General features: G+C 73.9%; 13 protein-coding genes and 1 pseudogene. 6 read left to right on the forward strand and 8 right to left on the reverse strand.

Annotated features, from left to right (window positions below; translation table 11 throughout):
• The first annotated feature begins 163 nt into the window (after nt 1–163).
• From AC3ERT_RS20495 to AC3ERT_RS20505, 3 genes are all read left to right on the forward strand, one after another.
• Nucleotides 164–949, forward strand: a complete 786-nt coding sequence (locus AC3ERT_RS20495) for an electron transfer flavoprotein subunit beta/FixA family protein (protein ID WP_435175878.1) — start codon at nt 164–166, stop codon at nt 947–949.
• Between the two features lie 61 nt (nt 950–1,010).
• On the forward strand, nt 1,011–1,973 hold the full coding sequence (locus tag AC3ERT_RS20500; protein WP_335980052.1) for an electron transfer flavoprotein subunit alpha/FixB family protein: 963 nt from the start codon (nt 1,011–1,013) through the stop codon (nt 1,971–1,973).
• Between the two features lie 137 nt (nt 1,974–2,110).
• A complete protein-coding gene (locus AC3ERT_RS20505) occupies nt 2,111–3,376 on the forward strand; it encodes a DUF6986 family protein (RefSeq protein ID WP_435175880.1) in 1,266 nt (421 codons plus the stop codon).
• 9 nt (nt 3,377–3,385) lie between these two features.
• Here the strand turns inward: AC3ERT_RS20505 and AC3ERT_RS20510 are convergent.
• Together AC3ERT_RS20510 and AC3ERT_RS20515 are read right to left on the reverse strand one after the other, a co-directional pair.
• A pseudogene (locus AC3ERT_RS20510) lies at nt 3,386–4,128 on the reverse strand (helix-turn-helix domain-containing protein).
• 112 nt (nt 4,129–4,240) lie between these two features.
• Complete coding sequence (locus AC3ERT_RS20515; RefSeq protein WP_435175882.1) at nt 4,241–5,452, reverse strand: helix-turn-helix domain-containing protein; 1,212 nt, start codon at nt 5,450–5,452, stop codon at nt 4,241–4,243.
• A 152-nt stretch (nt 5,453–5,604) separates the two neighbouring features.
• Here AC3ERT_RS20515 and AC3ERT_RS20520 point away from each other — a divergent pair, with 152 nt between their 5' ends.
• Nucleotides 5,605–6,420 carry a nucleotidyltransferase domain-containing protein gene (locus AC3ERT_RS20520; protein WP_335980048.1) on the forward strand — a complete coding sequence of 272 codons (816 nt, stop codon included), beginning with the start codon at nt 5,605–5,607 and terminating at the stop codon, nt 6,418–6,420.
• Between the two features lie 38 nt (nt 6,421–6,458).
• Here AC3ERT_RS20520 and AC3ERT_RS20525 read toward each other — a convergent pair whose 3' ends face one another.
• The gene (locus AC3ERT_RS20525) at nt 6,459–7,448 is read right to left on the reverse strand and encodes a LacI family DNA-binding transcriptional regulator (RefSeq protein ID WP_335980047.1); all 990 of its coding nucleotides are present in this window, start codon (nt 7,446–7,448) and stop codon (nt 6,459–6,461) included.
• Between the two features lie 387 nt (nt 7,449–7,835).
• On the opposite strand from AC3ERT_RS20525, the gene AC3ERT_RS20530 reads away from it, so the two are divergent.
• On the forward strand, nt 7,836–8,801 hold the full coding sequence (locus tag AC3ERT_RS20530; RefSeq protein WP_335980045.1) for an ROK family protein: 966 nt from the start codon (nt 7,836–7,838) through the stop codon (nt 8,799–8,801).
• Between the two features lie 58 nt (nt 8,802–8,859).
• Here AC3ERT_RS20530 and AC3ERT_RS20535 read toward each other — a convergent pair whose 3' ends face one another.
• From AC3ERT_RS20535 to AC3ERT_RS20545, 3 genes are read right to left on the reverse strand one after another with little or no spacing between them, the layout of a single operon-like run.
• A complete protein-coding gene (locus AC3ERT_RS20535) occupies nt 8,860–9,273 on the reverse strand; it encodes an arsenate reductase ArsC (protein ID WP_435175884.1) in 414 nt (137 codons plus the stop codon).
• Nucleotides 9,266–10,363 carry an ACR3 family arsenite efflux transporter gene (gene arsB, locus AC3ERT_RS20540; RefSeq protein WP_435175886.1) on the reverse strand — a complete coding sequence of 366 codons (1,098 nt, stop codon included), beginning with the start codon at nt 10,361–10,363 and terminating at the stop codon, nt 9,266–9,268. Before arsB ends, AC3ERT_RS20535 begins: the two co-directional genes overlap by 8 nt.
• A complete protein-coding gene (locus AC3ERT_RS20545) occupies nt 10,360–10,761 on the reverse strand; it encodes an ArsR/SmtB family transcription factor (RefSeq protein ID WP_435175888.1) in 402 nt (133 codons plus the stop codon). Before AC3ERT_RS20545 ends, arsB begins: the two co-directional genes overlap by 4 nt.
• A gap of 79 nt (nt 10,762–10,840) precedes the next feature.
• Here AC3ERT_RS20545 and AC3ERT_RS20550 point away from each other — a divergent pair, with 79 nt between their 5' ends.
• Nucleotides 10,841–11,275, forward strand: coding sequence for an ArsI/CadI family heavy metal resistance metalloenzyme (locus AC3ERT_RS20550; RefSeq protein WP_435175890.1), 435 nt, complete (start codon nt 10,841–10,843; stop codon nt 11,273–11,275).
• A 312-nt stretch (nt 11,276–11,587) separates the two neighbouring features.
• Here AC3ERT_RS20550 and AC3ERT_RS20555 read toward each other — a convergent pair whose 3' ends face one another.
• Complete coding sequence (locus tag AC3ERT_RS20555) at nt 11,588–12,523, reverse strand: NADP-dependent oxidoreductase (protein WP_435175892.1); 936 nt, start codon at nt 12,521–12,523, stop codon at nt 11,588–11,590.
• Nucleotides 12,524–12,646: 123 nt separating this feature from the next.
• Nucleotides 12,647–13,555 (reverse strand): dioxygenase family protein, encoded by a 909-nt coding sequence (locus AC3ERT_RS20560; protein WP_435175894.1) that lies wholly within the window; start codon nt 13,553–13,555, stop codon nt 12,647–12,649.
• Nucleotides 13,556–13,651 lie beyond the last annotated feature (96 nt).

Raw genomic sequence — 13,651 nt, forward strand, 5'->3', positions numbered from 1 at the left:
TTCGCGGGCCTTGCGGAGGGACCCGCACCTCTGTGTACTGACGAGTAATATATTCGCAGGGGCAGTTGCCGCGCCCTGGCAGAACGCGGCCACCGCGCGCGCCCAGGCCCTAATCTGGGCAGTTCACGAAGACGTGCAGGACGGAAGCAGTAGGAGAGCAGGCGTGAGCTTGAGGATCGTAGTCGCAGTGAAGTATGTGCCCGACGCCACGGGCGACCGTCACTTCGCCGAGGACCTGACCACCGACCGCGACGCGGTCGACGGCCTGCTGTCTGAGCTGGACGAGTACGCCGTGGAGCAGGCGCTCCAGATCGCCGAGGCCGCCGACGACGCGGAGGTCACCGCGGTCACCGTCGGCCCCGAGGACGCGCGCGGCGCGGTGCTCAAGGCCCTCCAGATGGGCGCGGCGAAGGGCGTGCACATCGAGGACGACGCGCTGCACGGCACCGACGTCATCGGCACCTCCCTGGTGCTGGCCAAGGCCATCGAGCACATCGGGTACGACCTGGTCGTCACCGGCATGGCCTCCACCGACGGCACCGCGGGCGTGGTGCCCGCGCTGCTGGCCGAGCGGCTGGGCATCCCGCAGGTGACGCTGCTGTCCGAGGTCGCGGTCGCCGGCGGGAAGGTCACCGGCCGCCGCGACGGCGACGTGGCCAGCGAGGAGCTGGAGGCGGCGCTGCCGGCCCTGGTGTCGGTCACCGACCAGTCCGGCGAGGCCCGTTACCCGTCCTTCAAGGGCATCATGGGCGCGAAGAAGAAGCCGCTGGAGACGCTCGACCTGTCCGACCTGGGCGTGGACGAGGCCGAGGTGGGGCTCGGCGGCTCCTGGACCGCCGTGCAGGACGCCACCGCGCGCCCGGCGCGCACCGCCGGCACGATCGTCAAGGACGAGGGCGAGGGCGGCAAGCAGCTCGCCGAGTTCCTGGCCGCGCAGAAGTTCATCTGAGTCCGCGCCGCCCCGATCCGCCGGCCGCCGCCCCTTCCCGAACCGCAGGAGAACGATTCCCATGGCTGAAGTCCTCGTCTACGTCGACCACGTGGACGGTGCCGTCCGCAAGCCGACCCTCGAACTGCTCACCATCGCCCGCCGGCTGGGCGAGCCCGTCGCGGTCCACCTCGGCCCCGGCGCCGAGGCCGCCGCGGCCGTCCTCGGCGAGCACGGCGCCACCCGCGTCCTGACCGCCGACGCGCCGGAGTTCGCCGACTACCTCGTCGTCCCGAAGGTCGACGCGCTCCAGGCCGCCGCCGAGGCCGTCGGCCCGGCCGCGATCCTGGTGCCGTCCTCCGCGGAGGGCAAGGAGATCGCCGCCCGCCTGGCGCTGCGGCTCGGCTCGGGCCTGATCACCGACGCCGTCGACGTCGAGGCCGGCGCCGACGGCCCGGTCGCCACCCAGTCGGTGTTCGCCGCCGCCTTCACCACCAAGTCCGTGGTGAGCAAGGGCACCCCGGTCATCACCGTCAAGCCGAACGCCGCCCCGGTCGAGCCCGCGGCCGCCGCCGGCGCCGTGGAGCCGCTGACCGTCGCCTTCGGTGAGCTGGCCACCGGCACCAAGGTCGTCTCGCGCACCCCGCGCAAGTCCTCCGGCCGCCCGGAGCTGACCGAGGCCGCGATCGTGGTCTCCGGCGGCCGCGGGGTCAACGGCGCGGAGAACTTCGCCGTGATCGAGGCGCTCGCCGACTCGCTCGGTGCCGCGGTCGGCGCCTCGCGCGCCGCGGTGGACGCCGGCTGGTACCCGCACAGCAACCAGGTCGGCCAGACCGGCAAGTCAGTCTCCCCGCAGCTGTACATCGCCAACGGGATCTCCGGCGCGATCCAGCACCGCGCCGGCATGCAGACCTCGAAGACGATCGTCGCGGTCAACAAGGACGCCGAGGCGCCGATCTTCGACCTCGTCGACTACGGCGTGGTCGGCGACCTGTTCAACGTCGTCCCGCAGCTGACCGAAGAGGTCAAGGCCCGCAAGGGCTGAGCCGCACCAGCGCCGCCCCGGCCCCCGTACGCCTCACGCGTGCGGGGGCCGGTGGCGCTGTTGACCGCCCCGCCCGCCCCCGCTAGCTTGCGCTTCAACGGTTTGTTGAAGTTTCTTGAAATCCGGGGAGGGCGCAGATGCCGGCCGAAACGACACTCGCGGACGCCGTACGCACGCGGATCGGTGCCGCGCTGGCCGCCACCGACGCCGAACTGGCCCGCCGCTACCCCGGCGAGCGCGCCACCCGCCAGCCCGTGCACACCGTCTACGTGCCCGCCGACGCCTACGACGCCGGCACCGTACGCTCCTGGGGCGACCAGGCGCTGGCCGCGCTCGACACCCACGCGCCCGACGCCGCCGCGTTCGGCGCCGTACTCGGCCTGACCGGCGAACTCGCCGCCGACGTCCACGAACGGGTCCGCGCCAAGCTGCGCCGCGAGCCCGTGGAGGACCTGCGGATCGACTTCGAGGACGGCTACGGGGTGCGCCCGGACGCCGAGGAGGACGCCGCGGCCGTCACCGCCGCCCGCACCCTCGCCGCCGCGGCCGCCGACGGCACCGCCCCGCCCTACGCCGGCATCCGCATGAAGTGCATGGAGGCCGCCGTACGCGACCGCGGCATCCGCACCCTCGACCTGTTCCTCACCACCCTGCTCGACGCCGGCCCGCTCCCCGACGGGCTCGTCCTCACCCTGCCCAAGGTCACCTTCCCCGAGCAGGTCGCCGCGATGGCCGAGCTGTGCGGGGAGTTCGAGCGGGCGGCCGGACTGCCCGAGGGGCGGCTCGGCTTCGAGATCCAGATCGAGACCACCCAGGCAGTCCTGGGGCCCGACGGCACCGCCACCGTGCCCCGCCTCATCGACGCCGCCGCCGGCCGCGTGACGTCACTGCACTACGGCACCTTCGACTACAGCGCGGCCTGCGGGGTCAGCGCCGCCCACCAGGCCCCCGACCACCCCGCCGCCGACCACGCCAAGGCCGTCATGCAGGTCGCCGCCGCGGGCACCGGCGTACGCCTGTCCGACGGCTCCACCAATGTGCTCCCGGTCGGCTCCACCGCCGACGTGCACGCCGCCTGGCGGCTCCACTACGGCCTGGTGCGCCGCTCCCTGGCCCGCGCCTACTACCAGGGCTGGGACATGCACCCCGCCCACCTCCCGACCCGCTACGCGGCCGCCTACGCCTTCTACCGCGAGAGCCTGCCCGCCGTCGCCGCCCGCCTCGCCGCCTACGCCTCCCGCGCCGCCGCCCCCGCCCCGGCCGTCCTCGACGAGCCCGCCACCGCCCGCGCCCTGGCCGCCCACCTCCTGCGCGGCCTCCACGCCGGCGCCCTCACCCCGGCCGAACTCCCCCTCCCCCTCCCGACCTTGACCGCCCTGGCCACCCCGGGTACGCCCGCCTGACCCGGCCCCTCACGGCCGACCCCCGTCGGCGCTGTGCCCGTCGAACAGGCGACGGAGGAAGGCCAGCGACTCCGCCGGGGCGAGCGCGGTGTCCCGCAGGACGTCATAGGCGAGTCGGAGCGGCTCCACGTCCTCGGGGTCTCCGAGCAGGCGGCTGCCGCAACTGCTCCGGGCGTAGGCGACGGTGCGCCCGTCTGCGGGTCACGGGCTTCGCGGCGCAGCACCGCTTCGTCGATCAACGCCCGGTAGTGCACAGGGTCCTGACCGGTCAGCCGCTCCTGGCGCTTCAGCCGCGCGGCGACCTGCGCGTCCAACTTCTGCCCGCTGCCCGGACGGCAGGCGCGAAGCTGCTCCTCGGCGTAGGCGCGGACCTGGAGCAGCTCGGGTACCGCGCTGACGGCGTACTCCTGGATGCCGGCCGCGCCCGCCTCCAGCGACGCCAGCCCCAGGAACGGCCTGTCCCTGCTCTCCCGCTTCGCCAGGTGCCACAGCTTTGCCAGCAACTCCCCGGTCCCGTAGACGCGGTCCAGCGCGCTTGCCGTCTCCAGCGTGCCCAGGCGTGTTCCGCGCTCCAACCGGTGCAGGTACGACTGCTCGTAGTGGCACAGCTCTGCGAGCTGGACCAGCGTCATTCCCGACTGCTGCCGCCGGTGGGCCAGTTCGCTCGCGTACAGCTCCCTCGCCGACAACCACTCCCAGCCGGTTCCCTCTGCTGCGCTGTCTGTGCTCATGGGCGGTCGCCGGTCCTTCATCGCACCTGCGTGGACGTCGGCCCCGGCTCGTCGGTGAGTCCGGGGTGTGCGGGTCCAGGCTTTCTGTCCGGGGGAGGGGGCGACAGGGACGCTGCGTACTACTTTCGGGACGCTAAGCGACGATGCCCAGGAACTCGGCCAGGGAACGGAGGCCGGGCGGGTGGTTGGGGAGGGACCACAGGTCGCGGACGACGGCGACGGCGAGGGTGTGGTGCTGCATCCACGTCGGGGCGACGCGGCGCAGGGATTCGAGGGTCCGGACGGCGCCGGGCGCGTCCCCGAGGTCGGTGTGGGCGCGCGCGACGTCGAGCAGCAGCCAGGTCCGCCACGACGCGGGGGTGTCCTTGGACAGCCGCATGCCCTCGGCCAGTTCCAGGGCCTGGGCGGAGTGGCCGTACTGGACGGCCAGCCGTACCCGCTCGATGCGGACGGACGACGGACTGAAGACGCTGATCATCCGGTGGTCGGTCCCGGCGGGCAGTTTGGACACGCGGGCCGCTTGCCTCTCGGCCGTCTCCATCATCGCTGCCGCGCGCTCGTAGTCGCCGCTGCGCGCGGCGGACGTGGCCGCGCTCATGGTCAGGCCGCCCCACACCTTGAGCCCGTCGGCGGTGCCGGTGTGCCCGGCCTCCTGCATCGCGCCGGCGGCGCGCTCGGCGACGTCGAGGGCGTCGGCGAGCCGGCCTTGCCGCTGGTAGGTCCACGCGACGGAGTTCACGATCATGGGAACGAGCAGCGGGTCCGCCGAGCGCTCGGCTGCCTCGATCGCGCGCTCCAGGCCGGTCAGCGCCAGGTCGGTCTTCCCCATGCGCACCGCGACGTGCCCGCCGAGCTGAAGCGCCTTGCCCAGGGCGGCGAATCCGTCCGCCCGGCCTGCCTCGCTGCCGGCGGCGGCCGACCGCGCGTCGGCGATCAGGTCGGGAAGTACCTTCATGACGGTGTCGAACTCGGCCGCGTGGTAATGCGTCCAGGCGTCGGCGATCCGTTCCCGCAGCCGGTCCGGCGAGAAGTCGGCCTCGGGCGGGGGCGGCCCGGGGCCCCACAGCGGCGGCATGATCGCCCGGCGTACCGCGACAAAACGCGGGCCGTCGTGGTCGCCGCCGGCCGCGAGCCCCGGCGGGTCCCCGAGCAGCGTCGTCAGCTCCACCCCCAGACCGTTCGCCAGGGCGTGCAACGTGGGCAGCCGAGCGGAGTGCTTGCGCCGCTGCTCCAACTGCCGGATGACGTCGACCGAAACGCCGGAGCGTTCCGCCAGTTCCTCCTGCGTCAGACCCGCCGGTCTCCGCAGGCGCCGCAGCGTCCGCCCCAGATCCTCGTTTGCCACGCCCTCACGGTACGCCCGCGCGCCGTGACGCCCCGCGTCGTACGGTTGCCCCGCGGTCCGGGCGATCCGCGGGGTGGGGCGATGCGCGGTCGGGGTGATCCGCGGTACGAAAATGCGCGGCGGGCGGGGCACGACGCTTGCAGACTGGGTCCATGGAGCGCTTGGTGGAGGTCGGGGAGCGGCTGGCGCGGGTGGGCGGGGTGGTCGGGGTGTGCCTGGGCGGGAGCCGGGCGGTGGGGGCGCATGGCCCCGGCTCCGACTACGACCTCGGGCTGTACTACCGGCAGCCGCTGGACACCGCGGAGCTGCGGTCGCTGGCGGCCGAACTGACCGGTGCGCCCGTGGAGGTGACCGAGCCGGGCGGGTGGGGGCCGTGGGTGGACGGCGGCGCCTGGCTGACCGTCGACGGGCACCGCGTCGACTGGATCTACCGCGACCTGGACCGGGTGCACCGGATCTGGCGGGAGTGCCAGCAGGGGCACTTCGAGATCGGCACCCAACCCGGCCACCCGCTGGGCGTGTACTCCCACGCCTACGTCGGCGAGGTGGCCGTCGGGCGCGTACTGGCCGACCCCGGCGGCGAGATCCGGGCCCTAAAGGAGCAGGTGCGCCACTACCCGCAGCCGCTGCGCGAAGCCCTCGTCGCCAACGCCCGCTGGGAGGCGCCGTTCATCCTGGCCGGCGCGCGCAAAGGGGCGGCCCGCGGCGACGCCTTCTACGTCGCCGGATGCCTCTTCCGCGCCGTCGGGCTCCTGGTGCACGCGCTCCACGCCCACGCCGGCAGCTGGGTGCTCAACGAGAAGGGCGCGGTGCGGGCGGCCGGTCAACTCGCCGGCGCCCCCGCGGACTTCGCGGCCCGCGCGCAGCGGCTGTTCGCCGCGCTCGGCACCGGCCCGGATGCACTTGCAGCCGCCCTCGACGACGCCGACCGGCTGACCGGCGACGTATGCGCCGCGCTCGCCCGGTGAACCGGGCCCGACCCGGACAGGGCCCGGCCGGGCCCCGCTTACCGCGGGGGCGGGAACTCGGCGGAGCCGCGGGCGATCAGCCGTACGGGCAGCTCGGTGCGGCTGGTGCCCTCGGAGATGATGCCGTCCAGCCGGCGGAAGAGCTGCTGCGCGGCCACCCGGCCGATGCCCGGGGCGTCCTGGGCGACCACGGTGATCGCCGGGTCGAGGACGTCGGCCAGTTCGAAGTCGTCGAAGCCGACCAGCGCGATCCGCTCCAGCCGCCCCGCCAGCACCCGCACCGCGGTGACCGTGACCCGGTTGTTCCCCGCGAACAGCGCCGTCACCGGCTCGGCACCGCCCAGCATCGCGTCGAGCGCCGCCTCGACCCGCTCGGGCGTCGTCGGGCCCATCGCGTACCACTCCGGGCGGATCGGCAGCCCGGCCGCCGCCATCGCCTCGCGGTACCCGCGCAGGCGCTCGCCCGCGGTGTGGATGCCCGGCTGGTCGCCGATGAAGCCGATCCTGCGGTGGCCGTGCGCGATCAGGTGCGCCACGCCCTCCCGGGTGCCGCCCGCGTTGTCGGTGAGCACCACGTCCGCGTCCAGCCGCCCGGCCGGCCGGTCGACGAAGACCGTCGCGACCCCGGCGGCGATCTCCGGCAGCAGGTAGCGGTGGTCGTCCCCGGCGGGCACCACGACCAGGCCGTCCACCCGGCGCGCGCAGAACGCGAGCACCAGCTCCTGCTCCCGGCGCGGGTCCTCCGCGCTGGACCCGGTGAACAGCAGCGCGCCGTGCGACCGCGCCACGTCCTCCACGGCCCGGCTCAGCGCGGCGTAGAAGGGGTCCGCCAGGTCCTCCAGCACCAGTCCGACGCTCGCCGTACGCCGGGTCCGCAGCAGCCGCGCGCTGTCGTTGCGCCGGAAGCCGAGCGCGTCGATGGCGGCCTGCACCCGGGCGGCGGTGTCGGGCGTGACACCGGGTTCCTCGTTCACCACCCGCGACACCGTCTTGAGGCCGACGCCCGCCCGCGCGGCGACATCCTTCATCGTGGGCCGGGGTGCACGTCCAGGTGTTTGGGTCACGGTCGTAGTATTCCCTGCGACAAGAGATGGACAACGTTGTCACGATCAGGCGAGACTACCCTCGTCCGCACCCTTGCCGACAGGGAGCCCGCAACCAGCACCGGATGAACACAAAGCGATCGAACGCTCACGCTGCGTATCGGCTCCGCCGTGACGGAACGCATACGCCGCGTACGGCGTCCGACTGACACGTACGACGTACGTACGCACGTCCCCGCACCACGCACGACGTACCCCGCGCGCACCACGCGCCACGCACGCACCCCGTATGACATGCACGACGCACGACACGCACGCACACCCCCACCGCGGGCACCACGCACGCACAACGCACAAGGAGACGCCGCAGCGATGCACCCTGACAGCGCGACCGGTCCGCTCGTGGCCGCACTGGACATCGGCGGCACCAAGATCGCCGGAGCCCTCATCGACGCCGAGGGGCGGTTGCTGGCGCGCGCACTGCGCCCCACGCCCGGCGGCCCGGACGGCGAACTGGTGATGAGCGCGGTCAGAGCGGTGCTCTCCGAACTCCGGACCGCCGCGCAGTGGGGCGGGGTCGTGGCGGTCGGCATCGGCAGCGCCGGGCCGGTGGACGCGGCACAGGGCACCGTCAGCCCGGTCAACGTGCCCGGCTGGCGCGAGTTCCCCCTCGTGCCGCGGGTCTCGGAAGCCGTCGGCGGCCTGCCCGTCGTCCTGACCGGTGACGGGGTCGCGATGACCGCGGCCGAGCACTGGCAGGGCGCCGCGCGCGGCTACGACAACGCGCTGTGCATGGTGGTGTCCACCGGCGTCGGCGGCGGGCTGGTGCTCGGCGGCGCGCTGCTGCCCGGGCCGACCGGCAACGCCGGGCACATCGGGCACATCAGCGTGGATCTCGACGGCGACCGCTGCCCGTGCGGGTCGCGCGGCTGCGTGGAGCGGATCGCCAGCGGGCCGAACATCGCGCGGCGCGCCCTGGACGAGGGCTGGCGGCCGCTGCCCGGCGCGGCGCCGACGGCCGCGTCCGTCGCGGAGTCCGCGCGCCGCGGGGACGCCGTCGCGCTGGCGTCGTTCGACCGGGCCGCCCAGGCGCTCGCCGCCGGGATCGCGGCGACCGCCACGCTCGTGGAGATCCACGTCGCCGTCATCGGCGGCGGCGTCTCCGCGGCCGGGCCGCTGCTCTTCGACCCGCTGCGCGAGCACCTGGCGCGGTACGCCACGCTCTCCTTCGCCGCGGGCGTCGAGGTGGTGCCCGCCAAGCTCGGTACGGACGCCGGGCTGGTCGGTGCGGCGGCCGCGGCCGCGCAGGCGCTGCGCCTATTCCCGACCACGGCGTAGGGCTCCGCCGGGGCGCCCCGCCGGCCCGCGCGCATCGGCGCGGGTGCGGGGCGCCCCGTCAGACCGCGATGCCGAGTTCCGCGAGCAGACGGCGTACGCGCCGCTCGATCTCGTCGCGGATCGGCCGTACCGCGGCCACGCCCCGCCCGGCGGGGTCCGGGAGCGCCCAGTCCAGGTAGCGCTTGCCGGGGAAGACCGGGCAGGCGTCCCCGCACCCCATCGTGACCACGACGTCGGACGTCTCGACGGCCTGTGCGGTCAGGACCTTGGGCACCTCGGCGGAGAGGTCGGCGCCGACCTCGGCCATGGCGGCCGCCACCGCGGGATCGACCTCGTCGGCGGGCAGCGAACCCGCCGACCGGACCCGCACCCGCTCTCCTGCCAGAAGCGTGAGGTAGGCGGCGGCCATCTGCGAGCGGCCCGCGTTGTGCACGCAGACGAAGAGGACCGAGGGCGGGGCGTGTTCAGGCATGGGCGGGTTCCTCCGGAGCCGCGGCCGCGGCGGGGACGGCGAAGTGGCGGCGGGCGTGGTGGGCGACGTGGACGAGGCCGATGAGCGCGGGGACCTCGACGAGCGGGCCGACCACTCCGGCCAGGGTCTGGCCCGAGGCGGCGCCGAAGGTGGCGACGGCGACCGCGATGGCGAGTTCGAAGTTGTTGCCCGCCGCGGTGAAGGCCAGCGTCGTGGCGCGGGCGTGGCCGAGTCCGACGGCGCGGCCCAGGGCCATGGAACCGGTCCACATGAGGGCGAAGTACGCCAGCAGGGGCAGGGCGACGCGGACGACGTCCCAGGGGTGCGACGTGATCGCGCGGCCCTGGAGCGCGAAGAGCACGACGACGGTGAACAGCAGCCCGTACAGGGCGAACGGGCCGATGCGGGGGACGACCGCGGCTTCGTACCAGGTGCGGCCGCGCGCCCGTTCGCCGAGCCGGCGGGTGAGGTAGCCGGCGGCGAGCGGAACGCCGAGGAAGACCAGCACGCTGCGGGTGAGGGTCCACGCCGAGACGTCAAGGCCGGTCTGCCGCAGGCCGAGCCACCCCGGGAACACGGTGAGGTAGAACCAGCCCAGCAGGGAGAACGCGAGGACCTGGAAGACGGAGTTCAGCGCGACCAGGACCGCCGCGGCCTCGCGGTCGCCGCACGCGAGGTCGTTCCAGATGACGACCATCGCGATGCAGCGGGCCAGGCCCACGATGATCAGGCCGGTGCGGTAGGCGGGCAGGTCCGGCAGGAGGAGCCAGGCCAGCGCGAACATCAGGGCCGGGCCGGCGACCCAGTTCAGCAGCAGCGACGGCACCAGCAGGCGTCGGTCGCGGGTGACCGCGCCGATCCGGTCGTAGCGGACCTTGGCCAGCACCGGGTACATCATCACCAGCAGCCCGAGCGCGATCGGCGCGGACACCCCGGCGACGGTGGCGCCGGACAGCCTGCTGCCCAGGCCCGGCACCGCACGGCCCAGGCCGATTCCGGCGGCCATCGCGGCCGCGATCCAGGCGGCCAGGTAGCGGTCGAGGAACGACAGCCCCTTCGCCACACCCCCGCGGGCCGAAGGGGCGCTCATCGGGCGCTTTCCGGGACCGCGGGCAGCGGTTCGCCCGCGGGGCGGGTGAGGAGGGCGGCGAGGCGGTCGGTGGTGGCGGGCAGGGGGCGGTAGTAGACCCAGGTGCCGCGGCGTTCGCTGTCGATGAGGCCGGCCTGCTTCAGCAGCTTGAGGTGGTGCGAGATCGTCGGCTGCGACAGGTCGAACGCCGGGGTCAGGTCGCACACGCAGACCTCGCCGCCCGCCCGCGAGGCGATCATCGACAGCAGCCGCAACCGGACCGGGTCGCCCAGCGCCTTGAAAACCGCCGCCAGCTCGGCCGCCTGCTCCTCTTCCAGCGGCGCGGTCAGCAGCCCGGGGCAGCATCCGGTGCCGCCGTCGTCGTCCTGGCCCAGCACCACCAGCTCTTGCTTCGACATACTTCTATATTGACGGCCTTCGATCCACGGCGCAAGCTTGTATCGACAGATATCAATGCACGCTGATGGGAGTCCCGCCATGTCCCGCGCTCAACTCGCCCTGCGCGTCAGCGACCTGGAGGCGTCGATCGCCTTCTACACGAAGCTCTTCGGCGCCGAACCGGCCAAGCGGCGCCCGGGCTACGCCAACTTCGCCCTCACCGAGCCCCCGCTCAAGCTCGTCCTGATCGAGGGGGAGCCCGGCCACGACACCCGCCTGGACCACCTCGGCGTCGAGGTGGAGTCCACCGAGCAGGTCGACGCCGCCACCACCCGCCTGAGGACCGCCGGCCTGGCCACCTTCGAGGAGGGCGACACGTCCTGCTGCTACGCCCTCCAGGACAAGGTCTGGGTGCACGGTCCGGGCCGGGAGCCCTGGGAGGTCTACGTCGTCAAGGCCGACGCCGACACCCTCGGCGCGCGCGGCGACGGCCCGCGTGCCGCCACCGGGGACGGCTGCTGCGCGGGGACCTGACCGGCGGCGGGGGCCGCCGCCGCGCGGGCTCGGACGTTCAGGCCGCCGCGGCGGAGGACCGCCAGCACTCCGGGCAGCCACTCCGGCTACCGAACAAGCTTTTCCTTGGCCTCCGGCCGCGGGCCGGTCTGTTGAGCCGTTCCCGGAGCCGCGCCCGCGTGCCATCCTCCCTGGTCAACGTGGTCGCGCGTCGCTGCGAGGACGCCGAGGCACCCTGCCCGCCGCCGGTGGTGGCGGAGCGGATCTCCTTTCTCGCCGGTGGGACGAGAAAGGAGATCCGGTGGTGTCGCCGGCAGTGCGGGACCGTGGGGGTCAGGGGGCGAGGATGACCGTCTTGCCGGGCAGTCGCCCGGCGGCGGCGTCCTGGTGGACGGCGGCGAGTTCGGTCACCGGACGGCGGGCGGCCACGTGGACCCGGAGCTTGCCGGCGTCCACCTTGGCGGCCAGCTCGGCCAGCTGGGCGCCGTCGGGGCGGACCCACAAGTTCGCGTTGCGCACGCCGCGGGCGGGGTCCTCGGGAATCGCGCCACCGCTGCTGGCGGCGACGCCGCCGTCGGCGACGTAGGCCGTCAGCCGCGCGAGGTCTTCCGGGGAGTGCCGCACGTGGTTCACCACGACCTGGAAGGGGCCTCCCACGGCGGCCGGACCGGCGGCGAGGTGGAGGGGCTCGACGACGCGCTCCGCGCCGTAGCCCAGGAGGCGGTCGGCGTGCTGCGGGCCGTCCACCGCGGTCACGTGCGCTCCCGCGTCGACGGCGAGCTGCACCACGATGCTGCCCACCGCGCCTGCGGCCCCGTTGACCAGGACCTTCTGACCGGGCTTCAGCTCGGCCAGTTCGAACACCGTCTGCCAGGCCGCGAGGCCGGTCAGCGGCAGCGCCGCGGCGTCGGCCAGGGCGAGGGTCTTCGGCGCCGGTGCGATGGAGTCGGCCGGGACGACGGCGTACTCGGCGGCGCCGCCGGCGGTGTCCAGGGGCAGCATGGCCACGACATGGTCGCCGACCTCCAGGCCCGTCACACCCGCGCCGAGTTCGGTGATGGTGCCCGCGAGGTCGATCCCGGTCACGTAGGGGAGGGGGGTCGGCATGAGCTCGGCCAGGTGGCCGGCGCGGATGTGGTCGTCGACCGGGTTGAACGAGGTGGCCGCGACCCGGACCAGCACCTGCCCGGCGCCGGGAACGGGCCGGTCCACGTCTTCGAAGCGCAGGACCTCGGTGCCGCCGAACTCGTGGAAACGCATGGCCTTCATGAGGGTTTTCTCCTGGGTGTGTTGATGCCGTCGCCGCGGATGGGGCGATGGGGCGATCGGGCGATCGGGCGATCGGGCGATCGGGCGTGAGGGTGGAGCACGTCGACCGGGGTGTCGAGGTGTTCAGGTCAGTTGCAGCGACCGGGTCGAGTTGCCCATCACCATGCGGTCGATGGTGCTGATCGCGCTGCTGGGGTCGTCGGCTGCGCCGAGGGAGCACAGCAGCGGGACGAAGTGGTCGGCGGTGGGATGGGCGATGTCGGCGCCGGGCGCCTTGCCGCGGTAGTCGATGAGGGCGTCGGCGTCGCCCCGGGAGAGGGCGTCGACGGCCCACGCGTCGAAGGCAGTGGTGGCGGCGGCGAGTTCCGGCTGGCGGAAGACGGCGAAGCTGTGGGTCATGAAGCCCGAGCCGAGCACGAGGATGCCTTCTTCGCGCAGGGGCCGCAGCCGCGCGCCGAGGCCGAGCAGGTCGTCGGCGTCGAGGCTGGGCATGGATAGCTGCACGACGGGGACGTCGGCCGCGGGGTACATGGCCATGAGCGGGATGAAGGCGCCGTGGTCGAGGCCGCGGCCGGTGAACTGGTGCACCGGCGTGGGGCCCATCAGGCCCGCCAGGCGCCGGGCCAGGTCGGTGGCGTCCGGGGTCGCGTAGGGGAGGGTCTTGTAGCGGGGGTGGAAGCCGCCGAAGTCGTAGTGCAGCGGGGTGCCGGCCGCAGCCCCGGAGATCGCGACCGGCGCCTGTTCCCAGTGGGCCGAGACGACGACGATGGCCCGCGGTTTGGGCAGCGACCGGCCCCAGTCGAAGAGGGCATCGAGCCACTGCGGATCGTCGAGGGTGAACGGGGCCCCGTGGCTGACGAAGAGGCTGGGCAGGGGTCCGTCCGACGGCTCCCACATCCTCTGCTCGCGTGCCTGGGGCAGGACCCGGGCGAGCAGGTCGTCGTACGCCGCGGCGGGTCCGCGTGATGCGAGAGGCGAGGTCAGATTGGTTGCCGGCGGCACAGTGATCAGCTCCTTGACTTGCCTGGGCAAGCGATTTTCCTTGCCGAGGCAAGTGAGAAGATACTCCGAAAGGAGTTACCCAGGCAAGTGATGTCACTTGACCGGGCAAGTGATCACGGGGTTGCC

The sequence above is a fragment of the Actinacidiphila sp. bgisy145 genome (assembly GCF_057708125.1).